The sequence below is a fragment of the Pseudomonas sp. Wu6 genome (assembly GCF_019891515.1).
In the GTDB taxonomy this organism is placed as follows: domain Bacteria; phylum Pseudomonadota; class Gammaproteobacteria; order Pseudomonadales; family Pseudomonadaceae; genus Aquipseudomonas; species Aquipseudomonas orientalis_A.
In genome coordinates this window covers 1-24484 of sequence record NZ_JAFLXH010000049.1, presented here as the reverse complement: position 1 = coordinate 24484, position 24484 = coordinate 1, and the positions used below count along the sequence as shown (strand labels likewise).

The 24484-nt window shown below is 54.8% G+C and carries 26 protein-coding genes; 10 read left to right on the top strand and 16 right to left on the bottom strand.

The window, feature by feature from the left end:
* Positions 1-91: 91 nt before the first annotated feature.
* Entirely contained in the window at positions 92-1108 is a 1017-nt protein-coding gene (locus tag J1G34_RS24510; protein WP_065893446.1) for a DUF4917 family protein, read from the bottom strand.
* 123 nt (positions 1109-1231) lie between these two features.
* On the opposite strand from J1G34_RS24510, the gene yiaY reads away from it, so the two are divergent.
* Together yiaY and J1G34_RS24500 are read left to right on the top strand one after the other, a co-directional pair.
* The gene (yiaY, locus tag J1G34_RS24505) at positions 1232-2380 is read left to right on the top strand and encodes an L-threonine dehydrogenase (protein ID WP_065886202.1); all 1149 of its coding nucleotides are present in this window, start codon (positions 1232-1234) and stop codon (positions 2378-2380) included.
* A gap of 90 nt (positions 2381-2470) precedes the next feature.
* Entirely contained in the window at positions 2471-3145 is a 675-nt protein-coding gene (locus J1G34_RS24500; protein ID WP_065893447.1) for an NAD(P)H-binding protein, read from the top strand.
* Here J1G34_RS24500 and J1G34_RS24495 read toward each other — a convergent pair whose 3' ends face one another.
* Positions 3146-3634 carry a DMT family transporter gene (locus tag J1G34_RS24495; protein ID WP_222994762.1) on the bottom strand — a complete coding sequence of 163 codons (489 nt, stop codon included), beginning with the start codon at positions 3632-3634 and terminating at the stop codon, positions 3146-3148.
* A gap of 77 nt (positions 3635-3711) precedes the next feature.
* Between J1G34_RS24495 and J1G34_RS24490 the strand changes: the two genes are divergently transcribed.
* A complete protein-coding gene (locus J1G34_RS24490; RefSeq protein WP_425335679.1) occupies positions 3712-4620 on the top strand; it encodes a LysR family transcriptional regulator in 909 nt (302 codons plus the stop codon).
* 7 nt (positions 4621-4627) lie between these two features.
* Here the strand turns inward: J1G34_RS24490 and J1G34_RS24485 are convergent, their stop codons facing one another.
* Positions 4628-4912 (bottom strand): type II toxin-antitoxin system RelE/ParE family toxin, encoded by a 285-nt coding sequence (locus J1G34_RS24485; protein WP_065937355.1) that lies wholly within the window; start codon positions 4910-4912, stop codon positions 4628-4630.
* On the bottom strand, positions 4902-5141 hold the full coding sequence (locus J1G34_RS24480; protein ID WP_065893451.1) for a CopG family ribbon-helix-helix protein: 240 nt from the start codon (positions 5139-5141) through the stop codon (positions 4902-4904). Before J1G34_RS24480 ends, J1G34_RS24485 begins: the two co-directional genes overlap by 11 nt.
* 188 nt (positions 5142-5329) lie before the next feature.
* Here J1G34_RS24480 and J1G34_RS24475 point away from each other — a divergent pair, with 188 nt between their 5' ends.
* Both J1G34_RS24475 and J1G34_RS24470 read left to right on the top strand, forming a co-directional pair.
* Complete coding sequence (locus tag J1G34_RS24475) at positions 5330-5971, top strand: LysE family translocator (protein WP_065893452.1); 642 nt, start codon at positions 5330-5332, stop codon at positions 5969-5971.
* Between the two features lie 120 nt (positions 5972-6091).
* Positions 6092-6619: a DUF4142 domain-containing protein gene (locus J1G34_RS24470; RefSeq protein WP_065886208.1), complete on the top strand. Its 528-nt coding sequence runs from the start codon at positions 6092-6094 to the stop codon at positions 6617-6619.
* Positions 6620-6672: 53 nt separating this feature from the next.
* Here the strand turns inward: J1G34_RS24470 and J1G34_RS24465 are convergent, their stop codons facing one another.
* On the bottom strand, positions 6673-7098 hold the full coding sequence (locus tag J1G34_RS24465; protein WP_065886209.1) for a low affinity iron permease family protein: 426 nt from the start codon (positions 7096-7098) through the stop codon (positions 6673-6675).
* Positions 7099-7277: 179 nt separating this feature from the next.
* Here J1G34_RS24465 and J1G34_RS24460 point away from each other — a divergent pair, with 179 nt between their 5' ends.
* Positions 7278-8060 (top strand): GNAT family N-acetyltransferase, encoded by a 783-nt coding sequence (locus J1G34_RS24460; protein ID WP_222994761.1) that lies wholly within the window; start codon positions 7278-7280, stop codon positions 8058-8060.
* Here the strand turns inward: J1G34_RS24460 and J1G34_RS24455 are convergent, their stop codons facing one another.
* Together J1G34_RS24455 and J1G34_RS24450 are read right to left on the bottom strand one after the other, a co-directional pair.
* On the bottom strand, positions 8061-8561 hold the full coding sequence (locus J1G34_RS24455; protein ID WP_065893456.1) for a methylated-DNA--[protein]-cysteine S-methyltransferase: 501 nt from the start codon (positions 8559-8561) through the stop codon (positions 8061-8063). It abuts the gene before it with no gap.
* Between the two features lie 138 nt (positions 8562-8699).
* Positions 8700-9005, bottom strand: coding sequence for a DUF6482 family protein (locus J1G34_RS24450; protein ID WP_065893457.1), 306 nt, complete (start codon positions 9003-9005; stop codon positions 8700-8702).
* 733 nt (positions 9006-9738) lie between these two features.
* Here J1G34_RS24450 and J1G34_RS24445 point away from each other — a divergent pair.
* Positions 9739-10845: a hypothetical protein gene (locus J1G34_RS24445; protein ID WP_222994760.1), complete on the top strand. Its 1107-nt coding sequence runs from the start codon at positions 9739-9741 to the stop codon at positions 10843-10845.
* A gap of 161 nt (positions 10846-11006) precedes the next feature.
* Here J1G34_RS24445 and J1G34_RS24440 read toward each other — a convergent pair whose 3' ends face one another.
* The 7 genes from J1G34_RS24440 to J1G34_RS24410 form a co-directional block, all read right to left on the bottom strand.
* The gene (locus tag J1G34_RS24440; RefSeq protein ID WP_222994759.1) at positions 11007-11843 is read right to left on the bottom strand and encodes a hypothetical protein; all 837 of its coding nucleotides are present in this window, start codon (positions 11841-11843) and stop codon (positions 11007-11009) included.
* Positions 11840-13381, bottom strand: a complete 1542-nt coding sequence (locus J1G34_RS24435) for an ATP-binding protein (protein ID WP_262411955.1) — start codon at positions 13379-13381, stop codon at positions 11840-11842. The genes J1G34_RS24440 and J1G34_RS24435 overlap by 4 nt, the downstream gene beginning before the upstream one ends.
* 406 nt (positions 13382-13787) lie before the next feature.
* On the bottom strand, positions 13788-15590 hold the full coding sequence (locus J1G34_RS24430) for an ADP-ribosylglycohydrolase family protein (protein WP_222994758.1): 1803 nt from the start codon (positions 15588-15590) through the stop codon (positions 13788-13790).
* Positions 15591-15598: 8 nt separating this feature from the next.
* Positions 15599-16240, bottom strand: coding sequence for a DarT ssDNA thymidine ADP-ribosyltransferase family protein (locus J1G34_RS24425; RefSeq protein WP_222994757.1), 642 nt, complete (start codon positions 16238-16240; stop codon positions 15599-15601).
* Positions 16237-17652: an AAA family ATPase gene (locus J1G34_RS24420; RefSeq protein WP_222994756.1), complete on the bottom strand. Its 1416-nt coding sequence runs from the start codon at positions 17650-17652 to the stop codon at positions 16237-16239. Before J1G34_RS24420 ends, J1G34_RS24425 begins: the two co-directional genes overlap by 4 nt.
* Before the next feature lie 251 nt (positions 17653-17903).
* A complete protein-coding gene (locus J1G34_RS24415; protein ID WP_222994755.1) occupies positions 17904-18797 on the bottom strand; it encodes a TIR domain-containing protein in 894 nt (297 codons plus the stop codon).
* Entirely contained in the window at positions 18794-19072 is a 279-nt protein-coding gene (locus J1G34_RS24410) for a hypothetical protein (RefSeq protein WP_222994754.1), read from the bottom strand. The genes J1G34_RS24415 and J1G34_RS24410 overlap by 4 nt, the downstream gene beginning before the upstream one ends.
* 309 nt (positions 19073-19381) lie before the next feature.
* Between J1G34_RS24410 and J1G34_RS24405 the strand changes: the two genes are divergently transcribed.
* Positions 19382-20434: a hypothetical protein gene (locus J1G34_RS24405; protein WP_222994753.1), complete on the top strand. Its 1053-nt coding sequence runs from the start codon at positions 19382-19384 to the stop codon at positions 20432-20434.
* Between the two features lie 672 nt (positions 20435-21106).
* On the opposite strand, the gene J1G34_RS24400 is transcribed toward J1G34_RS24405, so the two are convergent.
* Positions 21107-21946: an FRG domain-containing protein gene (locus J1G34_RS24400; protein WP_222994752.1), complete on the bottom strand. Its 840-nt coding sequence runs from the start codon at positions 21944-21946 to the stop codon at positions 21107-21109.
* A gap of 292 nt (positions 21947-22238) precedes the next feature.
* The gene (locus J1G34_RS24395; protein WP_222994751.1) at positions 22239-22712 is read right to left on the bottom strand and encodes a helix-turn-helix domain-containing protein; all 474 of its coding nucleotides are present in this window, start codon (positions 22710-22712) and stop codon (positions 22239-22241) included.
* A gap of 208 nt (positions 22713-22920) precedes the next feature.
* Here J1G34_RS24395 and J1G34_RS24390 point away from each other — a divergent pair, with 208 nt between their 5' ends.
* Positions 22921-23649: a metallophosphoesterase gene (locus tag J1G34_RS24390; RefSeq protein WP_222994750.1), complete on the top strand. Its 729-nt coding sequence runs from the start codon at positions 22921-22923 to the stop codon at positions 23647-23649.
* A gap of 18 nt (positions 23650-23667) precedes the next feature.
* Positions 23668-23982, top strand: a complete 315-nt coding sequence (locus J1G34_RS24385) for a hypothetical protein (protein WP_347709502.1) — start codon at positions 23668-23670, stop codon at positions 23980-23982.
* Positions 23983-24484 lie beyond the last annotated feature (502 nt).

Below are 24484 nucleotides of genomic sequence, written 5' to 3'. Positions count from 1 at the left end.
TGTACTCGATCTGACCCAACATCCTGGTCGGCCCAGAGGCCGTCATCGGGGGCAAGCCCCCTCCCACAGTTGGTCTTCTCCGTTCACTGGATCAGTGTTCGACAGGCACTGACAGCGTTGGATTACCCAGTGGGTGGGTACGCGCGGCAAAGAATTTCAGTTCCATGCCAGTACCTTCGAACAACTGCGAATACCGCTGCTTCTGCTGGCGAATGAACCCATCGCTGCGCCCCGACACCGAAATGGCCAGGGTGGTGATGTTGGCCTGGCGGATCGCATCCACCAGGTGTTTATCCTGCGGCCCCAGGTCATGGCCGAAGATGCACAGCGTGCCCTGGTGAGTGAGCAACTGTTCATAGCAGAACGACAGATAATCCGAACTGCGGATGGTCTTGAGCTTTTCCTCCACCTTGCCCTCACTGACGAACAGCGGCACATCGTCCAGCGTCTTGATCGTGTTGTTGATCGCGAAACTGCTGAGCAACGTGCTGTCGGTGGACGGCAGTTTGCGCGCGGTACCGTCGAGGTTGCGCACCAGGTGCAGGCCGCCGTGCAGGTACAGAATGCGCGTGGCGTCAGTGCGGGTGTCGCGCAGGTCAAAGCTTGAATCGGCGCTGCGAAACAGGTCGTCGATACCCGGCGTGTGCAGGATTGCCCAGTAATTGAGCAGGTCGTAATTGCTGGTAAACACCGTGGTGTAGCGGGCCAGTTCCGCGTTGATGGTCGCCAGGGTCGAAGGCTGCACCAGGCGCCAGGGAATATGCACGGTGTGGATCGTATTGATCAGTGCTTCCTTGATCGCGTAGTAGCGATTGCGTGGCGCCGCCGAGCTGACCGCCAGGGCCTTGTTGACGCGGCTGGTGGTTTTCAGCGCGCCCAGGGCTTGCTCGAAACTGCGGGTCTGCAGCGCATCGAATACGCTGAGTTCGGATTGGCCCAGGGGCTTTTCTTCCACTGTGCGAGCGTTTTCAAACAGCGAGTCGTAGGCAAAGTCTTCCCAAATCGTGCGGCTTGCGCCGTTGCCGATCAGAATCCCATTGAAGTCGATGGCGTCGCGCAGTGCGCTCCAGTCGTCAAGGTGGGCGTCAATATCCTGGAAATCCTTCATTGCGGCGGGTCTACTCGAAATCGGCTGGACGGTGACTTTATCACGAGCCGGCATTGATCCTGGTCAAGATACGGCAAGCGGTACCGGTGGATTCTGTGGGTATAAAACCCCTGAGGATCGACCATGAGCAGCACGTTTTTTATCCCCGCCGTCAATATCATGGGCATCGACTGCCTCGACGAAGCCATGATCGCCATCCGCAATTACGGTTTTCGCAAGGCGTTGATCGTCACGGACCAGGGCCTGTGCAAAGCCGGCGTGGCCAGCATGATCGCCGAGAAACTGGCGTTGCAGGACATCGACTCGGTGGTCTACGACGGCGCCAAGCCCAACCCCAATGTGGAAAACGTCGAGAAGGGCCTGGCGTTGCTGCAACAGAGTGCCTGCGATTTTGTCGTGTCCCTGGGCGGCGGCTCGCCCCATGACTGCGCCAAGGGCATCGCGTTGTGCGCCACCAACGGCGGGCGTATCGGCGACTATGAGGGCGTCGACCAATCGAGCCGGCCGCAACTGCCGCTGGTGGCGATCAACACCACCGCCGGCACGGCCAGTGAGATGACCCGTTTCTGCATCATCACCGACGAAACCCGCCACGTGAAAATGGCCATCGTCGACCGCAATGTCACGCCGTTGCTGTCGGTCAACGACCCGGCCTTGATGGTCGCCATGCCCAAGGGCCTCACCGCCGCCACCGGCATGGATGCGTTGACGCATGCCATTGAGGCCTACGTATCCACCGCCGCCACGCCGATCACCGACGCGTGCGCAATCAAGGCCATCGAATTGATCAGTGCCAACCTGCGCCTGGCGGTACGTGACGGCAGCGACTTGGCCGCGCGGGAGAACATGGCATATGCGCAGTTCCTCGCGGGCATGGCGTTCAACAATGCATCGCTGGGGTTCGTGCATGCCATGGCGCACCAGCTCGGTGGTCTGTACGACCTTCCTCACGGCGTGTGCAATGCGGTGCTGCTGCCCCACGTGCAGAGTTTCAATGCCAGTGTCAGTGCCAAGCGCTTGAGTGACGTGGCCCGCGCGTTGGGTGCCGATATCAAGGGGATTACGCCGGAAGAGGGCGCGCAGGCTGCTATCGTCGCGATTCGCGCCTTGTCCCAGGATGTGGAAATTCCCGCCGGCCTGCGTGAGCTCGGCGCCAGGTTGCAGGATATTCCGCTGCTGGCGAGCAATGCGCTCAAGGATGCGTGTGGCCTGACCAACCCACGGCGCGCGGATCAGCGCCAGATCGAGGAGATCTTTCGCAGCGCGTTTTGATAGGGGCGGCTTCGAGCTGCAAGCGGTAAGCTACGGGTTGAACACGTTCAACATGAGCATGAAGCTTGCGGCTTGCCGCTGAGGTCCCCCATGAGAGTTCTGTTATTCGGCGCCACCGGCATGGTCGGCCAGGGCGTGCTGCGCGAGTGCCTGCTGGCGCCCGACGTGCAGGAAGTCGTCGCGGTCGGCCGTACCCCGTTGACCCAGGAGCACGGCAAACTGCATCAGGTGTTGCACGGCGACATGCTGGATTTCCAACCCCTGGAAAACCTGCTGCAGGGCTTTGATGCGTGCTTCTTTTGCCTGGGCGTTTCCTCGGCGGGCATGAATGAAGTCAAGTACACCCACCTCACTTACGACCTGACGTTAGTCGCCGCCAGCACCCTGGCGCGGCTCAATCCGCAGATGACGTTTATCTACGTGTCTGGTGCCGGCACCGACAGCTCCGAGCGGGGCAAGTCAATGTGGGCACGAGTCAAGGGCAAGACCGAGAACGCCTTGCTGCGCTTGCCGTTCAAGGCGGTCTATCTGTTCCGGCCGGGGATCATCCAACCGTTGCACGGCGTGCGTTCGAAGACGCCGTTGTACCAGGCGTTCTACAGCGTTCTCGGGCCGTTGCTCTCGTTTTTGCGTCGGATAAAACCGAGCTGGGTTGTCAGCACCGAGACCGTCGGCCGTGCGATGCTGCAGGCGGTGAGCCATGGCGCGCCGCAACCGGTGGTGGAGCAGCGCGACATCAATCATCTGGCCGCTGAGCGCGGCTGATCAACCCGCCGTCGCCGCTGCCCGCACCGGCGTGGCGCTGAACTGAATCAACACCACCGCGGCCACCAAAAACAACGCTCCGAGCGCCCGCGGCGTTGTCATTGGACGCTGCGCCAGGCCGAACAGCCCGAAATGGTCGAGCAGCAACGACGCCAGAATCTGCCCGGCCATGGCCAGGGCGATAAACCCTGATGCGCCCAGCCTGGGCAGCAGCATCAATGCCAGCGAAATGAAGCACACCCCAAATGCGCCGCCAGCCCACATCCACAGCGGCGCCCGGGTAATAAAGGCCAGGCTCGGCAAGGGCAGCCGGAGTGCGATGATCACCGGCAGCAACACAATAATGCTTACCAGCAGGGATGCCAGCGTCGCCCACAACGGGTGGCCGAGCCCGCGCCCCAGGTTGGCGTTGATCGCACTCTGAAACGGCACCACGGCGCCGGCAATCACCGCCAGCAGCAACAAACCCAGCCAATGCAACGTTGTCATTTCCAATCTCCCAGAGGTTTTGCTGGACTCTAGGTTATTCGTCGCGCAAATTTAAATTCCAAATTCTTATGCCGAGCATGCAGCTGATGAATGACTTGCGACGTGTCGATCTCAACCTGTTGGTGATCCTCGACGCTCTGCTCAGCGAGCAACACGTCACCCGCGCCGCCGAACGCCTGCACCTGAGCCAACCGGCGGTCAGCCATGCGCTGGCGCGCCTGCGTGACCTGTTGGGCGACCCGTTGCTGGTGCGTCAGGGCGGCGCATTGATAGCGACCGCCCGTGCGCTGGAGTTGGCCACGCCTTTGGCAGAGGCCCTGGCTCAGGTGCAGGCGCTGCTGGCGCCTAACCGTTTTGACCCGGCGTCGGCCAAGCGCCGGTTTCGCGTGGCGATGTCGGACTACAGCGCGGCGATTTTCCTGCCCGGCTTGGTGCGTCTGCTACGCCATGAAGCGCCGGGCATCGACTTGCAAATCATCCAGGCCAGCCGCGAAGGCATGGTCGACGGCGTACTCAATGGCGATCTGGACCTCGCCGCCGGGGTCTTCCCTGACGTGCCGGCCGAACTGCGCACGACGCCCTTGTTCGAGGAGCATTACACCTGCCTGGTCGACCGCGACAGCCTGCCGCAAGGCGGTGTGCTGGACCTGCCTGCCTACTTGTCACGCCCCCATGTCCTGCTGGAAATGCGCGGCAGCGGCACGCCGGAAATCGAGCGTGCGTTGAGCGCGATTCGTGAGCGGCGTCATGTGGCAATCAGCCTGCCGCACTGGGGCGTGGCACCGCAGTTGATTCAGGGCACGGACCTGATCCTGACCGTCTCATCCCGGGGCCTGCTCGATATCGATCACACGCACCTGATAAGCGTACCGCCGCCGTTTCATATTCCATCGTTTGCGTTCGAGCTGGCCTGGCACGCACGACGAGGCGGGGATGCCGGTTTGCAGTGGTTGAAGGGGCGGGTGCAAGGTGTGCTGGAGGGCTGAGCAGTCGCTACCACGAGGTGGGTGGCTGACGGCGGGTATGAAAAATTCGCATGACCTGTAGTCGCCCGTCACGAATACGGTAAGGAACGATGTAGGGCCATCGCGGCGGCACCCATTCACGCGTCCCCGGGACCCGGCCCTTTTTTCCCAGCGCGGGAAATTGCGCAATGTGTTCGAGCCCGGTCAACATCGCCTGGACGAACTCGGAGGCGGCTTTGGGGTTTTCTTCAGCGATAAAGGCCGCTTCGTCATCAAGGTTTCTGAGGGCTGCCCTCAGCCACTCAACCTGCATTGTTGCGCCATTTATCAGCGACGGCTTTTACCTCGGCAGGTGTCGCGAAATCTCCCGCATCGGCTTCTTCCAGTGCTTTTTGAATCTCTTCGATTTGCCATGCTTCACGTGCCAGGTATTCGCGCAACGCATCAACAGCAAGGAACGATTTGCTGCGACCGGTCGCTTTGGCGAGACTGGCAAGCGTATCGGCGACGTCTTCCGGTATCCGCAGAGACATAACAGACATACAAACCTCGATGTAGTGATATGTAGTGCGCCATACTACAGCGTCATCCGATGGAGCGTTTGTCCCGTTCGTCAGGGCATTGCGGACGATTGCCGGCGTAGGGAATGGCGCAACAAATGAAGTTTTACCCGTAGCCCCGGAACCTGCAGAATCGCTGTCTCGTTCAACAATTTGCCAGAGCCCCGCCCATGACCCCATCCTTGCTGTTAGCGGTCCTTGCTTCCGGGTTTATCTATGGTATTACGCCCGGCCCTGGCGTGTTGGCCGTGTTCGGCATCGGCGCCGCCCGTGGCCGTCGCGCCGGTGCCGGTTTCCTGGGTGGGCATTTGCTCGGCGACGTGGTGTGGTGCAGCACCGCCCTGGTGGCGATTGTGGGGGCGCGGGAAGTCGGCAGCAGTGCGTTTGATGTACTCGGCGTGCTCAGCGGCCTCTATCTGTTCTGGCTCGGCTGGCGCGCCATCCGCACCCAGCGCCGTAGCGGCGACGCCCCTCAGGGCGCGGCGCGGCATCCGTTCTGGCACGGCATTCTGTTCGGCCTGACCAACCCCAAGGCGTACCCGGTGGCGGTGGCGACCTTCACGGCACTGCTCTCCAGTCGTGCCGAGTTGCTGACGTGGTCGATGCTGCCGTCGCTGATTTTTCTGAGTTTTATCGGCGGCCTGCTGGCCTACGCGATCCTGATCGGTGTGGTCGGTGCCCAGCGTGTGCGTACGGTGTATCAACGTCACGAAATCCTCATCACGAAGCTGTGCGGCGTGATGTTTATCGGGTTCGCCGTCAACGCTCTGGCGCACGCATTGCCAGGCCTGTTTGCAAGCAAACCCGCCTGAATCAGCAACGACCGTTCGTCGCACTGCAAAGTTTTTTCTAAACCTTTGCCGCATGCAAAATTCGAATCCAGGGCAAGGAGCCGTTCCCTTGCCCCTATTTTTGCCCTGGAGGAACCCATCATGAGCCGCATGGCTATCCGGTTACGCACCGCCAGTTTCGCGATGCTGCTGGGCCTCGGCGCCAGCAATGCTTTCGCCCAGTCGCCTGCCCAATTCATCGAGCAGGCTTCAGCCAAAGGCATGGCCGATATCGAAACCAGTCGTATGGCGCACGCCAAGACCTCGTCCCAGGAAATCAAGGATTACACCATTGAGGTAATCAACGAGCGCACCCTGGCCAACCAGCATCTGGCGGCGATCGCCAAAAAGCTCGACCTGCCGGTGGCCCCGCGGGAGAAGATCGTCGACAAGGCTGAAACCCTGATGCCCGAACTCAAGGACGGCGACTCCTTCGACGCCGCCTATATCGCGCAGCAGGTCAAGGAAAACGAAGACGCCATCGCCCTGTTCAAGCAGGAAGGTGCGGCGTCGGATGTGCCTGAGATAAAAGCGTTGGTGGACGAGACGCTGCCCAAGTTGCAGGAGCGCCTGGAAAAAGCCCGGGCCCTGGCATCGACCTACGGCAAGGACCACCAAGGCGACGGTTGAAGTAGCCCCTTGAAATGAAAACGGCGGTTGGATCATCTCCAACCGCCGTTTTTTTATGCCTGGTTCAAATCGGTTTTTGGCGGCGCCGCGTCGTCGGCGGCGGGGCCACAACTGCTGTTGAGGCTCAAGCTGCCGGCTTTGCCGATATCGCGATATTCCTGGCGCAGCTTTTCAAGCTCTTTACGGTCCAGGCCGTCCAGGCTCAACACGGCGTTCTGGGCATCCTTGGACACACGCAACAGCTCGTCGATCTTGATATGCAGAATGTCGTTGTCGCGGTTCTGTGTGTTCTGGATCAGGAACACCATCAGGAACGTGATGATGGTGGTCGAGGTGTTGATGATCAATTGCCAGGTGTCGTTGTAATGAAAGTACGGCCCGCTCAGGCTCCACGCCAGGATCAACGCCACCGCCGCGTAGAACGTTCGGGGGCTGCCGGCCCAGCGCGATAGAGTTTGGGAGACAGCGGAGAATTTCATGACCGTTTTTCCTCAAAAGGGGGTGATGAAAATACTGACCGCAACGAGTCGCTGAAATTTCTTTTTACAACTTGGCCTTCGGACCAAAGCAGGCATTTTTCTGCCCGGGTTTTAGGAGCGAGCCTACGGCGCTGCGAAGCCATGAGCGCAAGACTGGGTTTTTGACCTGGACAGTCCTTATGCACGCAAAGGCCGCTCGTGACATACCCGCGCTTTACTACTTGACCGAAGATCATTTTTTCGCGGCGACCTGCGCGGTGTACCGTCGACATGCCGCCGGTATCAATACCTATTTTGCCGAGGAAAATTCCACGCCGTGGAATACGTTGTTCATCCGCGTGGGCTGCGCGCCCCTGCGCGAAACGACGCCGGTGATTCTGCAGCTGATCCGCCGTACCGCATTGCCTATACGCATCGTGATGCCTGAGGTACAGGTCGACGGGTTACGCGACGCGCTCACCGGGCTTGGTTTTGAGCCTGCCGAAAAGAGCACCACGATGGTTCACCCCTTGGCACGTTTCGCGCCATCGATTAGCGAGGAGGCCGTGCAGATCAGCCTGACGCGTGACTTGAACGAGTGGGCGAGTCCGCTTGGCAGTGCGTTTTCGATATCGCCCGAGACGGTCGCCCATTATCAGACGCGGCACCAGCGGGCGCTGGATGCCGGTGAAGCCCTTTATCACTTCATCCTGTCCGTCGAGGGGCAGGTGGGCTGTGCGTTGACCTTGTCAGTGTGTGAGGGCCAGGCAAGGCTCAGTGACGTCGGCACGCTGACCGGCTTTCGCGCCAGAGGCTATGCCACGCGATTGATCCAGTCGGCCCTGCTTCAGGCCTCGGGGCTTGGGGCGCGCAGGTGTTTTCTCGAGGGGTCGATGATGGCTGTCCCGCTGTATCAAAAATTGGGTTTCCAACGATTATTCGACTGTGTGTCTTTTGTTCGCGGGCCTGTGCCAAGCCCGTGATCAGAACGCCAGTGCTGCCTGGCCGCGATCCTCCAGCGTCAACAGATACTGCTTGGCTTCAAGCCCGCCGGCAAACCCCGTCAGTGCCCCCGAAGCCCCCACGACACGGTGACAGGGCGCAATGATCGAGATGGGGTTACGCCCGTTCGCTGCGCCTACGGCGCGCACGGCGTTCGGGTTGCCGATCTGCCGGGCTATCTGGCTGTAGCTGCGGGTTTCGCCGAAGGGGATGGTCAGCAAAGCCTGCCAGACTTGCTTCTGAAAGTCAGTGCCGTAGAAATCCAGTTCCAACTCGAAACGATTGCGCGTACCCGCGAAATACTCCGCCAGCTGCCGCTCTGTTTCCAGGAGTACCGGGCTATCGTTGGCTTCGTGCAGTTCACCCAGGCGCACCCGATTTTCCCTTTCCGTTTCCCAGAGCACGGCACCGAGCTTGCCATTGCGGGCTACCAGGGTGAGTTGGCCGACGGGGGAGGGCATGAATTTGCAGGCGTATGACATGGGATTGATCCTTGAGGCTGTCCGCTGCAACTATCCGCTCAGTGAACCCTGGGAGAAACCGGTTTCTTGCGGTCGGTAGGACGCTGCTTAAATCAATGTCGCTGATACTCGGAAAACGGGTCCGACAATAAATGTAGCTTAGAGCGCCGCGTTCAGTGAAAACGGAATGCGCAATCCACCAACCGGCCCTTCGCGTACCCCGCACATCTCGTCATGCACACTGTGTTGCACCAGCACGCAGGGAAACGCGGGCACCCCTTGCAGCAGGTCGCGCAAATGGGTAGTGGAGCGGATGCGCAGTGGCTGCCCGTCATCGCCCTGCAGCGTTTTTTCATCGCGATCCAGCCGAACCCGTGCCAGATACAAGCCACCTTCCAGCGACAGCAATTGCAGCTCGCGGATCTCGCCGTTCGCGGCCAGCTCGGTCAGCATGTGCACATTCATGAATTGCACCTCATTGGACGCCGACCTAGGCGTGATCGACCGGTTGATCAATGTGTATTGGTACCCAACGCACAATACTTGTATAGAATTTTATATTTGTACAGTTTTCTGGGGCGACGCGAACACAGGCGTTAACGGCCCTTGAACGCCAGGCATAAAAAAACCGGTCACAGGGACCGGTTTTTTATGCTTCCCGTGTCAGCCGTGGCATGACAGGAGAACCTATTTGAGTGGAGCGGGTAGAGGGAATCGAACAATTACTCCGCTCGATTTACTTAGTGTTGTGTAGTTGTGTAAGTATAAATGGCACTAAAATAATATATAAAACATATGGTTACGTCGATTTTAGGTTCGTTCATGGTTTTTTTTGAACGCGAACCAAGGTGCAGCTTAGCAGGTCTCTCTCAGCCCTGTGAGCCAGGGTAAGATACGTCCAACCACTCACCCCCGGAGCTCTCAGATCAGGAGGACATCACCTTTCCCCAAGCTGTCACCCCCCCCCCATCGTTTTTTAGACTGCTCTCTAGGCCGTCTAGCCTGCATATGAGCTTGTAGGAAGTCAGTCGTACACCCCAGAGAGGTGGCGGAACTACTCGAAAGCGATTATTTGGTCGATAAGAATTAGATATAGTAAGTTCCTCGATTTTAGGTGAGGTCTCTCATAAAAAAGAGCCTTGCCTATGCTATAATTGGTGGGGCGTTATTAATGGCTAAGTTAAGGATTTTTGCGGTTATGGAAAAGCCAAGTCAGAGTGTATCGAATGTTGAGCTGGCCAAAAGAATTAAGGAGATTAAGGGGGTTGCTTCAAAGGAGACGTTTGAGTCTATTCTCAAGCAGTTGGTTTCTGAGGAAAACGTTGATGATATAAACAGGATAATTAATAGTTTATCTCAGGAAGATGAATTCGCGCTGCTTTGCAAAATGCTTGAGTGCTGTAGTTCGATAACACCACTCAATCAGACACCCATCGTAAGTGAGGATGAAATCACTCCTGATTTCCAAGCGACGTTTCATCCGGCTTCTTTTCTCTCTGGTGTAAGTAGTTTTGAGTCTCCGCCATTCAACTGCATGATTGAAGTGAAAAGTACAGAAAAGCTAAAATTTAAATGCAGTCGTACTGATATTGAAAGGCGCAAGCGCTTTGCCGATCGTTATGGAATGCCTTTAATCTACGCGATTAGGTTCACCGCTGTGAAAAGCCATGCATTCTGGGTCTTGGTTCCTGCTGATGATCTTTTCGATAAAAATAGGGTGGACTCCTCTGCTTATGTAGATAGTATTGGCCATCTGTTGTTTGATAACTATAGCATCATGACCAATAGTAGCTACACTTTCGCAAGGCGCTACTCGACACACAAAGATGGGATTGGTGAGACTCACCCTGAGCTGGGGGGGCTCCAAAGCGTTGAGCTGATCAGTAAAGGTGGTAAGGTCTATCGACCCACACCTAAGGACTCATTAGTATTAGCTATGCTATATGATTTGTTCGCGTCTGCATCCAGTTATACGGAACCCTATCAAGGGGAAAGTGTCGTCTATTCTGGGTTTTCCTTGATGACCTTTCTGACACTTATGGATATTGTTTATTACTTGAACAATATCATTTGTGATGGTGAGGGCAATAAGTACTATGATCCTGTTCGTGCAATCGCCAATATGGATTCGGCCACCAACCCTACTATGCTTATCAAACGCTCATTAGTAGAGGGTGTCGTTCGGCGTACAAATGAAGCGTGCGATAATTTCTTTCTATTCGGTATAATTGGAGACCACAAAAAAAGGGTGGATCGCCTCATGCGTTTGAAAGGAATCGATGGCCTGAGCGACAAGATTGCATAGGCGATCTTGAGAAATCAGCACATCGCAGATTCGAGTGGGCGGCATATCCCACTCGGATGCGCTTGCGGTTGCGGGGGATGAAATGAGTAAGTTTAGCTATGAGATCGAATAGAATTGGCAGGTGGCAATTCCCTACGAGTTTGATGAAAAAAAACGTTTCATTAGACAGGAGCGAACCCGCCATCGCAAAACCAGTCACTCATCGCAAAGCTTTCGTAGGTAACCGCACGCCAACCATTCAACTGGGCGGCAGCAGCACTTTCGAAGCGAGCCAAGAGCTCCTCTCTAACAGCCTGCATTCCTTCTGTGCGGTGGATATTAGTTAGCTGATGACGAATTGACGTGAGTTCCTCGGCAGCCTCTGCGGAGTAGAGATCTCCCAGATTCAATCCATCGAAGTGCAATTGAACACGGTTAGTGAGCTGAGTGGCCCAGTGCGCAGGCGCTTGAACTCGAAACCTCACCACCGCCGGAATCCCCGTAACGACGAGCCCATGCAACCACCGGTCATCTTGAATACGGTCGAAATATGGATGAAGGGCTGAGTCATCTGCAGTCCCAGGAACGCTCGCAAGCTTCGCTTTATTGCAGGCCGAGCATGCGGGTATCAGATTGACCGGAGTTACCGCCAATACTGGGTAATGAGCCTTAGGAAGATGGTGATCCAAGGCGTCCACTTTTCGCTGGGTACAAAGCAAGCATTTGGCTGAGGAGTTGAAAATCTCGTCATAGGCAACACGGCCTGGGGCATTTTTCCCGGCCATGTGTTGGGTATATACCTTTTTCAATTCAGCGGTAGTTACTCCTCCGACATTCGCGATTCGCGGTACTTCATGCAGTCGATTCTCCAGAGCCTTATCGACATAATCGGCTGACGCTGTGCGTACGTCATTGGTGATGGCGGCCAGTCGGGCTTTCAGCGCAGCATCTTTAACCCTGCTGATACAGGTGGTGTAGGTATCGCCGGCATCCAAGATTGGTGGGTCTATCGAATTCATTGCGAACCTTCCCGATTTACTACCAGTGCGCGGATCAAGGCTCTCGCTTCTCCACCAAGCTCGCCGTCGAACTTGGCTAATGCTTGAGCTAACGTATCGCTACTTTGGACTGATTCTCGTAACAGCTTGTGAAATCCAGCATCGGTTACTTCAAGGCCAAAAATCTCACGAGTCAGGATTCCGACGTTCTCTCCAAATGTCTCGATTTCGGGCCGCTCGACGATAACTGAGCGCCCGCTACGCCTGATTTTCCAAACACAGCTTTTCGGCACCTCTTGGACGACTACGGGTGAATGGGTCGCGATGATCGCCACCCCATTTCGGTTGACCAGAAGATCCGACAGAGATCTGACGAAGGCTGAAAGTAATGGGGGGTGAAGATGTGCTTCAGGCTCATCCAATAGGACAAGTGTCCGCTCCTCTACCGTCTCGACTAGCCTTGTGATGGTCAGCAGTACAATTTTGTGGCCAGAACTCATTTTTCCGAAGAGCCTACGGGCTGCAAGCCGTATCTCCTTCTCGTCCATCTCAGGATCTGCCAACGAAGCAACGTCATTGGCTTTGAAAATCGGATCGGTCTCCAGCATTTCCAAGGCGCGGCGCCAGCGCGACAAGCGAGCCCCTTGACTGCATACCAGAACGCTTGCACCGAATTCTTCGGAAAGTTTTTCTGGGGTCTTGGGCGGCAGCGGGTCACCTTTCGTATTCTTGCCTGGTCGCTTCAAACCGACGTACGCACAAGGCAAGCCATCCAGGCGGTCTTTGCGATTTGGGAGAGGCTCGAAGGGATCAAAGGCGCTGAAGGTTACCGACACTAGGTTGGCAAACGAGGATTTTTCGTCTGTGGTGCATTCAAAGGTGCCAAACGTGGCTTCATCCGGTTCCTTCTCGATTATCGCTTTGGACATGTTGTTAAGCATGTGAGTCTTGCCTACCCCGTTACGCCCGATCAAGACGTGGATGTTGGACGGAGGCATTGAGTTTGGTTTGACCTCAAAGGACAAGACGGCTCGTTTAGTGACCTTCCTGCGAACGGGAGGCGTAGTGTAGACAAACCGAAATTCGTTGAGTCTGGCCCCGCCTGTTGCAAGTCGGCGAAATTGCCCCTCCATAGTCGACTTGGTTACAGATCTCAGTAAGGAGAGGCCTGTGACCTTTTCATCCATGGCCCTTAGGCAGCGATCGGCATCGAGTGCGATATCCCCTAGGCCCTTAAGCACACGATCACGAATGTCCGTACCGAGCTTGGTGAGGTTTTCGTAGTACTCGTCATCCTGTCCGACCGAGAAAAATTCATCCCCGATGTTTTCAAACTCTTCCTGTAAATCCGGGCGGCGCTGTTTTGGCTTCATGCCGAACTGGCCAATTTTGACGTTTCCGATTCGATGACGATTCCCGCTGTCGTCATATACGAAAACCACGTACTGAGTGCTGTAGGTAAACCAGTCGTCCCAATCATCCGTCCAGAGCATTACCTCATTTTGACCGGTTTTAGGCATACGCGAAGCACTCGCGACTACCTTGAATGTTTTGAGCATGAGGCGTCTTCCCTGATGGTTTCAGAACCTAAGCACCAAGCCAGTCATGATTAGGCAGGCCCGCATACCCACCTCAGTCGCAAAGGATTCACCAAGTTTGAAGAATACGACGATCTTCTCCCTTTAGAGGTTTCCATGCTCGTCCAGCGGGCTTTGGATTTGCTGGACCATGCCACTTGGAAGAAGGTGCTGGTTGCTTCTGGACTGACGTCTGAATGGGTGGGTGGACGGTATTTTCTGAACGTACCGGTTTCCCCGCTACGACTCGTCAGCACTCATTCCGGGTCGGGCCACGAACCGCAGGAACTGTGACATGTACTGATCGTTGCGCTTGCTCCAGATCCTGCTCAGGTCATCCAGAATTCGCATCCTGGATGACCTGGATCTCCAATGAGTCCTTCCTGAGTCAGACCTGCTCTTTGCGTTTACTGCGCAGACGGGCCACACGCGCCTTCGCGATGATCGATGAGTAGGCCACACAGAGATAAATTCCATTGGGGAATTCAGAAAGGTCTAACAGGTGCTGACCTATGACCGTTGGATCAAATGTCTTGATCGCCTCATTGGTCAGTGCATCCAGGTCGGGCGGGGCGATGTTCTCTTGTTGCTGGCCATCGTGATGATTTCTGCCAGGCTCAATGGTTCCCGTCTCGCGAGGAGCGACGTACTCAGCATGCGCCGTGGGCTGTATCGGTTGTACGGGCTGTACCGACTCTAAAGGAGGAGCACTCACCTCGGGCGATACATTATGACGCTCAATAGGCGCTTCAACGGCTGGTTGTTTCGCACTGACCATAGTGGGCTCATCAAACATATCGACAGTATTACTCACCGGGCGTGAAGCCTTCCGAGTGTCGACTACGGCCTCTTCGTGACCTGATAGTGCAGGGCGATAGCGAATGAGTAACGTCTGCCCCCAAGCGCCCGCAAACCATTGCCACACTGCGGACTTTTGTTTGCCGGAGTAGATGCGACCAGATGGGGTAACCTTGCCCAAACCTAGGAGCTCAAAGCCTGCTAGCGTGGCTTCCAACGAATCAATTACAGCCCTAGGGGCTTGCCAATAAAGCATGTCTGGATAGGTGAAGCTCTCAGCATGCTCACCTTGACTGATAGCGTACAGGCGCTTTGCTTCGTGGCGTAGGTAAGGCTCATCTTGGATTTCACCTAAGTATTTGGCTTCTGGGTGTGCCGCGCCTATCAATGCACCCGCCATGGTAGCGATCGTATCAGTATCGCTGTTGAGCAAATTGACTACCTGCTCAATGATCTCCTGGGAGCCTACTCGCTGGCCCAGAAGCGCTGCGACGTTAGCAAACAACGCACATTTGAGCCCTGAGCCTCGCTCTTCGGCACTCAATCCCTTGTCGCTGGTGACTATCTCAATATAAAGCTCAGCAGGGGATGCCGATCTGTTAGCCAGACAGTTAGCCGCGTTACCGACAGAAGCCTCCCATTCAGCCGCTACCTGATCCACTGCAATCTGAAGCGACGTGTTGCTAGCCTTTTCCCACGTAGGCGCCCAGAAAGTCGCTAGCTCCGAATCGCTTTTGATCAGAGAAGGGATACTCCGAATATCGGATGTAAATTGGAACCACTCTGTTTCACTGGGCACGCGACCGTGTTGGAATACGTGAGCTAGAGAAACTGCATGCACAACGGCCCCAGCGATACCTCGCATGTGGCCATGGGTGCAAATGGCATTGCGAATGACATCAACTAGATACGAAGGCTTGTTTGTAACGTCTGCAGCGGCCCATACGTGAGGTTGGACGCGCATCGCTGCGCCGTTGCCCCCACCATTCACATACCCGTTGAAGAAGTTGCTGAACCAGTTGGTGCCCCGGTTGCAGAGTGAACTCGCTGCTGACTTGCTTCCTCGTCCGGCTCCCAGCGCATACACCTGCCAGATAGGCAGCTCTATTTTGGCGAACGCCTCTACATCAAAATATCCTTGGCCTGAGATCGCGCGACTGGTCGAAAGACGCAGTTGAGTGTCGTCTGAATAGCTTCCTGCGGGAAGGATGACCTGAGCGCCAAATCTTCCGCCGACGATCCTCTGCCATTGCTCCGTTCGGGTTGAGCGTGGCTGACCGAGTCGTTCGCTAACAAGGTGATGGGAAGCAAGCTCCGTCGGGAATCCCAGGGCGTCGCCGTAGGCTGCCCATAGCGCCGAGGAAATTGTGCGTTGCAGCCTATTTTCTGACATTGCTCTAGTCACCTGATCCCTTCAAACAGCTCTGGACTAACCACTACTTCGACAGGGGAATGCCCCGTTGCAGCCATCTGACCCGCAAGCTCGTCACTGTCATTGTCGCAATGCACATAGATACGTTGCAAATGGTCTGTCGACAGCTCCTGTGGGTACAGGATCTCGGCTTGGTTGCACGTAGGGAGATTTCTCGGATGAGTGGCGGGACGATGTGAGTAATTTGCCTGGTACTGATGAATTGGGGTCTGGAAGATGGCTTCCAGACCTTCAGCGCCCTGCGCACGCTTGACGTTGGTGTAGATGTTATTGGTCGTCGTAAACCAGACATCATCATGAAGCAGAATTTCAGGCGTGAAATCCAGAATGCACCAGAAAAAATCTTTCTCTCTATGCCAACTGCCGGAGCAGGTTCTGAAGAACGCGGTATTGATTTGGCTGATGGAAAGGTTAGCATAATCCAGCCAAGCCCGATCCTTGTCTCGGTAACGCGCATTAGGTTGAAAGATGTGCTTGAGCTGTTGATCTGCGTTAAGGCGCTGGCGAGATTTGAGCGCTCTTGAGGCAAAGAGCCCAAGGGAGCCGCGATTGGTGGTGAAGTGGAGGATCGACTCGATGCCTCTCTCCCTAGTCAACTCCTGAATGGTCATACATCCCGGCCCTCATACAGCTCATCATTTACGAAATGCATGATGTCCGGCGCATCGGATGGCTTGAATCCAATCAGAACGCTTTCCCTAGCGCGTCCCACGCCCATTGCGACCAGGCGGCGCAGCCGTGCTGATGGTTCGTGCTCTGCCACGTCGATTTGATCCTCATTATCAGGCATGTCTACCTGAAGAACAGAACCGTCCAGGCCTATCATGATGACGTGATCGAACTCCAAGCCTTTGCTGGAGTGCAGGGTACACAATGCAATGTTCTCGGGCCCCTCTGGCCATATAGGAGAGCCGGTCAGACTAACGAAGGGCAGACCCGCACGATTCAGAGCGGGAATCAGATCCCGAAACCAGCCTTTGTAGTGCAAAAACGCTACAGATTGTTGGGTGAGATCAATGTCTCGTAGGAACTCAATCGCCCCGCGTACCTGATCCCGGTACGAGCCTCTCAAGACGATCGGCTTAGGGCCATCAGCCCTTGCGGTAGCGTAGTTTGGCATTGTCCCGTTGTCGTCGATGGGGAGCCCTGTAAGCATTGCGCTTGCGAACTGAGCAATCTGACGGGTGTTCCGGTAATTGGTCTGTAGGGTATGGCTCTTTTCCGGGCGCAGGTTTACTCCGACCTCAACCCACGAAAAGTTGCGTGAATAGATACGCTGAGCACTATCGAGCACGAAGGTCACTGTGGCATCTGCCGAGCGCTGATTGAGCACAGCTCGTACCTCATTTGCCGAGAAATCTTGGGTCTCGTCAACCACGATCACATCGTATTGCTCTAGCTGGGTGTCGGCTAGCTCGCACGCCAGATCCCCCCAATCTGTCTGGTCATTCTCTGTTTTAAATTGAAGGTAGGGTCGGATGACTAGCTCCAGGAGCTGCTGCCTGGCCGGGCGTTCCATCCGGGGCGTCACGCCTCGTCCATCTCGACGTGCAGACAAGTAGTCGTCCAATTCATCGATGTGGAAACGACCAAGAACGTATTGAGCTTCCTCAACAGCGAATTCAGACTCAAGCCCAGCGGCAGAGGCGAGTCGTCGAAGATGGGCTGATGCAACGTCCAGATCGAGGATGTTCCGGGCGCCGGTCAAGCGCTGTGCCCACTTGTTGAAGGTGGCTATTTCCAGCGAAATGAGAGGTTCTTGACCCAGTTGTCGCTCGGTGAGTTCGTTTATGTAGCCACGAAGTGTCCTGTTGAACGTCAGTACCAGGACTTTCACAGGTCGCGGTTCAGCCTGCCGCCGCGCGCGATTCAAATAGAACGCCACGCTGGTGCGCAGTTTGAGGAGGGCTGTAGTCGTCTTCCCACTCCCTGCTGCTCCTCGAATCACATCAACGCCAGAGGTGACTCGGGAGAACAGCGCAAGCTGCTCAGCCGTGGGTATAACGTCGATCAGCGCCTTCATCTGTGTGTTCCATCCATGGGAAAGTTTGGATCCTAGCATCAAATAGTGGCGTTACAATGGCGCATGCCAGTATTTTGTAAAATCGAAGGGCACGATCAGCTTGTAGCGCCCGAATTGCCGCCAGCTGTCAGATGTAGATTTAGGTGAGGCTTTTTCAAAAACTTGGTCGAAGGATTGCGCCGGGTCAGCTTCACTCGGGTTTCTTTGGGGGGGCGTAAGCAAGGCAGCGTATGACTGCCTTGCGCCGACCCTCATAAAATTGAGCTGATATCGGGCGTGAGGCCCGCCGCTTTCATCTCCTTAACCAACTTGATTTGCCATGCTTCGTTGGTATCCATCTCGGTGTAAAGCACGCCGAAGAGGTCTGACGGGATCTCTGGATGACCTTTCTTCAAAAGCATGACTTTTCCTCGGCCCAGCTTGCCAGTGAAGTATCCCAGCTCAAAAATCACGTTTTGCCGAGCTCTAGCGTTCGTGGCCGAAACAGTTTCGGCTTTTCCCCCAACGTCATCAGGCGTAAGTAGCACCACTGCAAACGCAACGTCAGATTCATTTTCGAATTTTTCTATAATAGTTTGGCCTTGATCAGGCATCTCGCGCAGCACGACAGGCTTCAGGTGGAGCCGCTCGATGAATCTGGCCAAACCCTGCAGCGCCGCTTCGTCGTGGCCGTGAACAATAAATACTTTGTTGGAAGGAGCAGAGCTTTGTACAGGGCGTAGATTTTTCGGTTGAGTCTGAACGTACGATTTGTAGTCTCGGGCGAATGGCGCCAGTATCTGACCTGTGAAACCATGGACTCCTGCAATGATCTTGTTGCTGCCATTGCTGAAGTGCGCATGGCCGAAATTCAAGGCGAACTTCGGATCGTCTCCCATCCGTTGAGTGAGCAGGATAACTAGCCCCAGCCTCTGCTCATCATCCAATGGCCAGTTCAAAGCTTGGCCACGGCGTGCGTCTCCGCTGGCCGCAATGAACTCGTTCAGGTCAACATCGGCTGTAAGTCGGTCATTGATAGAGGCCAGGGAGGGATCACCCAATGCACGGGCAAGTGTCCTGAGAGGCAGCTCGTAGGTTTGATGCTGAGCGTTTTGAAGATCTAGGATGGCGTTATTGATCTTCGCGAAAACGTTGGTGGCATTCATTCATCACCCCCACCAAGGCGTTTTTTGACCGCTTGGTCAATGATGTGTTGTCGGACTGTTTCCTTGAATTGGTCGACTATTGGCCTAACGAAGGGATTCGACGCATAGGAGCCCACGCGTGCGTCGATCTCCTGATGCATTTTCGCGATGGCCTGTTCGATGCTAAGAGGATCGTGAGCGTCGCATTCAACAGACCCAAGCGTGCCATCCAGCTCTTTGAGCGCTTTCTCAGCTGCTGCCAGATCACGCTGAAGCTTGTCCAACCCTTTGATCATTTACCCATTCCTTGAGAATCTTGCCGGATGGTCATCGTGGCACAATCGTAGCCTTTCAGAGAATGGGAGTTTGCTGGTCTGACCGTCTTTCTGGTGGATTGCGCGAAACAGGCGAGAGGTGACCCTCCTGTATGGATCGCCGTAGTACTCAAAAAATCGCTCAAGGAGGACTGTGTCAAATGCGTGGAGGTAAGCTATCGGCAGAACTGTCTGCTGAATACAGTTTAGACTTCAGCCTCGAAACGTTGAGGGCAAGGTGTTTAGACTTTGGATGCATCAGAGTCCACGTTTAATTTAAAGGACTATCAGATGACCAGGTACCAAGGTGCGGCAGCTATTCGAGCCTCTCTCAGTTTCACCTCGCTGCTTGCCCGCTTGCTGAGGCTATTGGGGGAGGTCGAGGTGAGGGAAGAGCCCGAGAGTCTTTACGGCTGGGAACCGGACATTGTGTTTGGGGAACATAATTCGCTGACACCGGTTGGGGTCAAGTTTTACCGGAGAACCTCGCCTCCCCCGGTGACGACCTTCGTTCGTGCCTTGGAATATGCCGAGAACTGCCGAAAGGCAATAGGCGCATCGAGAGCGATCCTAGCTATATCCTGCCCCACCAGTTATCGATTCGAGGTAGCTGCTGAGTTGTTCGCTGCGATCGAAATCTGGGACGAGTCGATGCTGTTCGAGATGGCTGCGCCTTTCCCGGAGCTACTTGCTCAGTTTCAAGAGCTGTTTGAAGCTGATATGTCGAAGAATTTAGACCTTGTTAGTCATGGCGTCCCTTTTTCCGGGAGCAGAGACAGTTTGAATGCTCCGCCGGCCCCGGCACCCAAGCGAGGGAAAATACTCGCCGATACTCTCTTGGCGATTGAACCAGGACTTAAGATGGCATTTGACTTCGAGGATGCCTGCGTAGATGCGCTCAAATATCTCTTTGAGCACGACTTACATGGATGGCACGAACAGTCCAGTACTGTGGACGCGTTGCATCGTAGAGACCTAGTGTGCCGAATACGGGAAAAATCCGCCGAGGTATGGCGTCTCATGCTTGAAGACCTTGGAAGTAGGTATGTGGTCTTCGAGTTTAAAAATTACAGCAAACCCATCACGCAGAATGAGATCGTGACTACCGAGCGTTACCTCTATCCGTCAGCGCTTAGAAAGGTAGCAGTAGTGATTTCTCACGAGGACTGCGCGGACTCAGCTAAGGCCGTGATAGCGGGGGCGATGCGCGAACATGGAAAGTTGATCATACCCCTATCAGTGCCTGAGATCGTAGATCTCTTGGAATCCAAGGAAAAGGGTTCGGATCCGAACAGCTATTTGTTTGAACGAGTCGATGAGTTTTTGTTGGGACTTGGACGATAGTGCCGATGAAAGCGGGATGTGGAGGCGCATGCGTCTCGCTGTACGGGCGTCATCACATGAAGTAGTCATCAGTTGCCAATTAGACAGCTTTGGAGCCTTCTCTCCCAGGTTATGTGCATAGACCGCAGAGTTTTAGTTGCGCGGGTTTTCGTTGATCGCCTCATTAGTCAGGGCATCGAGGTCGGGCAGTGCGATATTCTATTGTGGCAGGCTGTCGTAATGCTTATTGTTAGGCTCAGCAGCGATATGCTCAGCATGCGCCGTGGGCTGAATCGGTTGTACGGGCTGTACCGACCCTAAAGGAGAAACTCTGACATCTGGCGATATATTCTGGCGTTCAATAGGAACTTCAGCAGGTGGTTTTTCTCAGTGGCCATCGTGGGCTCATCAAACATATCGACGGTATCACTCATCTGGAGTGAATACTTCCGTCTGTCGACGAAGGCTTCTGCGTTGCCTGATAGCGCAGGGGGAAAACGAATGAGTAACGCCTGCCCCCCAAGCACCCCCAAACCATTGCCACACTGCGGACTTTTGTTCGCCAGAGAAGATTCGGCCAAACGGCGCAACCCTGGCCAAGCCTATGAGCAATTGATTGCCTCACCGAAGAATAAGGAGCGCCACATCCAGCACCTCATTTAAGTGAATACTCCTGCCAGCAATGCCAAATTTTTAGTCGCTGTAGCGCGTTGAAAACCCTCCGAAATTAGTGAATGTCAAATCTCTGCATAAACCCTCCAAGTCGCCATAGATTAACTTGGAACCTACATTCATCAGGATCAGATGTGAAAATATGGTAGCGATGCTTCGCTTGTGAATGACAATCTTGTATGCCACCTCTTGCGGGAATGTACCATCGGCTTTAGTGCTGATAGTAAATATTCCACTCTGCGCCCTTAAACGGTCGTTAAAATAGTTAGGTGTGAAGAAGCAGAAGCCATTTTCGTGGGCTTGCTCAACTTCATCGAACACGTTTTCTGGCAGCGAGTCCGCTTCAAGCCAAATGTCCTTTCTGTGTTCGTCTGCTGGAATGACAAAGACAGCGGCGTCATGTTCCGCAATTCCCATGTTGTGCTCTACATCCACCGGGATCGTATCTGCGTCCGAAAATTCCGCTACAAGGTGCTGATATTCAATTAGTGGATGTTTTCTATATTTTACGCTGTCCAATGCAAAATACAGTGCGACTAAAGGTGAGAGTGACCAGTCTACGAGCCTTGTTGGCATGCCGTAGTGTTGGGCAAGGGCGAGGGTGTCCCAATTCGTCTGCGATGTCATCGAACTGTAAGCATGCCGTTCAGCATTGAATTTTCTGAAAGCCCTAATAGCCCGTTCAATTAAGTCGCCGGATCTTGTTCTCGGACTTCTCGCGAGGGATGAGATGATAGGCCAATTGGCATTAGCTTGGCCTCTGTAGGCAGCACCATGAACAGTGTTGGTTTCTTTATTTATTTCGATAATGGCGTCAGTGTACTCGCTAAGGCTCTTCACTGTGATCGTTTTTATATGCATGCGTAGCTCGCTTTGCGTTGACGATTAAATGTGTAGGTTAAAACAGTGTTCAATATATCTACTTGGCAACGAATTATTTGACGTGCTTCACCATCTACAAATGACTGTAAGCCGGTTTCCATACTATAAAGCCGCTGGTTTACAGCACGAAAAGCAGATTTACAGCCCAGGGCCTGCTTGCGCCCATTCCAGTGTGGATGGTTGCCGAATCTGGGAACTGCATGGCAGTCGCGCGCTCGTAGTCGTAGCTAAGGTCTTCAACACCTCACGCGGCTGACGTGTCTGCTGTAGCTCAAGCATCTGAGTGCCAATACCGGTTCACCGTTGATGGCGAGAGCGACAGTATCCGAACGATTTCGGCCTGAGTTTTTCCCTCTGCTTTCAACTGGAGTACCGCACTCATATTCTTCTTCTTCGCTGGCTTCCCAGGGGGACGAGAGACCGGATTGCCGTCCTCCCATTGCTCCTGAAGTAGGTTCAGGCCACCAACAGCTTTAAATTGATCCAGTTCATGCTGGGCTGTTGCAAGCGCCTCATCAGGTGAATGGCCGCGCTCAAGCGCAACACACATTGCGACAAATGCTATCAGGTCGAAATCCAGCGCGTGCGCGAGCGAAGACAATTTCTCGATGGTCACCCCGGCTTTCCCGCGCTCGATCAGACTGAGCGAGGTACGAAACGTCGATTCGTTCAAGTCGTCATAGCTCAGCCCGCGCTGTTGACGGATTGCCTTCAGCGTTGCCGCGATCTCGTTCTTCAGCGCCATGGTCGTCCGAAAAACGAGGATAGAGCCACACGATGATTGTTCCGATAAACAGCGTATATTGTGCGTAAAGGAATTTTTAGGGTATAGTCCGCCATCCTTTGGAGCCCAGAGGTGGAGACGTGGAGGCAGCCTAGGTACATCCCATTGCCTTCCTTTTGAAGCATGGGGATCTGCAATTTACCCCTAAATCGAATCTAGAGCCGCGCTGATGAAAGTGTCCGTCCTGTCTGACCTGCACTTAGAGTTCTCGGGAATCGAGTTGCCCAAGTTGGAGGTAGATCTCGTTGTGCTTGCCGGTGATATCCACAAATTAGACAAAGGCGTGCGGTGGGCGAATGAGACGTTCAGCTGCGATGTCCTTTACGTTCTGGGCAATCACGAGTTCTACACAGGCCACTTTGACCGCACCATCGAGAAAGCACGTGCTGCCGCTTCAAGCCATGTACACGTGCTCGAAAACGATTCGTATACCACAGGGGGGATCCGATTCCTGGGAACAACGGCCTGGACGGATTTCAGTGCTACCGGCGACGTGAGCGCTGCAATGTCGATGGCGCGCGTGACGATGAACGACTACAGGGTGATCCGCGCTGATCGAAACTATCGACGGTTGCGTCCCGACGACGTGGCCGCTAGAAATCGCCATGCGAAGGATTGGCTGACGACTGAGCTGGACAGGCCATTTGTCGGTAAGACAGTGGTGATATCTCACCATGCGCCCATACCCGAAGTGTGCTCAAACGAGCACCAAGGGCATGTGAGCGCTTCTTACTTCAATGCCTGGCACACCTTCGTCGACAAGGTTGATGGGTGGATTTTTGGCCATACCCACTACTCAATCGATGTGGAGCTCTCTGGCTGTCGACTGGTAAGCAATCAAAGAGGTTATCCCGGCGAAGAATGTGGTTTCGATCCTGGAAAGGTAGTGGAATTTTGATAAGCGAGGAGTGTGGTGGTGGCTGATACCTTACGGAAATCAATACTGAAATCTGATATTCCTCCGGAGGTTGAGGTTGCGAAGTCTCTCGATTGGGGAGTGAAGATCGATGCGTTTTTGGTGCACGCTGCGCAGGTGGGTTCGCAGTACACAGGGTCAGTTTACTGTGATCGATCAGGGGTTTCGAACAACGGCATGACGGTCATAACGCCACGTGTGATCAGGGAAGCGTGCAAGAATGGCATGACGCTCGTTCGCAGCGTATCCGGCAATGACCATTACGTCATCGTCACGCCGTTTTCCGTCAATGCAAGTGAAGTCCTGGACGCCTGAGGACGAGTCCGGAGGGGTGTAAGTGGGATGCAACGCTCACCTCTTTAGGGGCGCATCTTGTTAGTCCAAAGGGTATGGGCAGACTGACTATTACTCACCAAAAACTCAGAGGGCCCGGCTCGATCTCGATCGCGTCATCCACGCTTCTAAAATCGTCGGCTCGACCTTTTTGCTGTCTATTTGATATCAATGGTGATCATCGGGGCGAACGGCTGCGTGTGTACGAACACTCAACCAAAACAGAGCAATAGATCAGCGCTTTCAGCGTTACACCAGATCGGAGTTCCAGGATGGAAGAAGTAAAAGCGAGACTGGCCGGCCCGGCACTGCATATGCCGGGTGCTCATTTTGATCTTGAGGAGGCGATTCTGCAGGTGAAGGATCGTTACCCACCCCCGGTGTCAGGGTAGTTGTCGTGTCCCCCGCTTTTTGAAAAGCATTCCGGGGGCGGCAAGAGTATGGTCATGCCTTTCTATTCAGAAGAACGTAAAGCTGCGCTGCT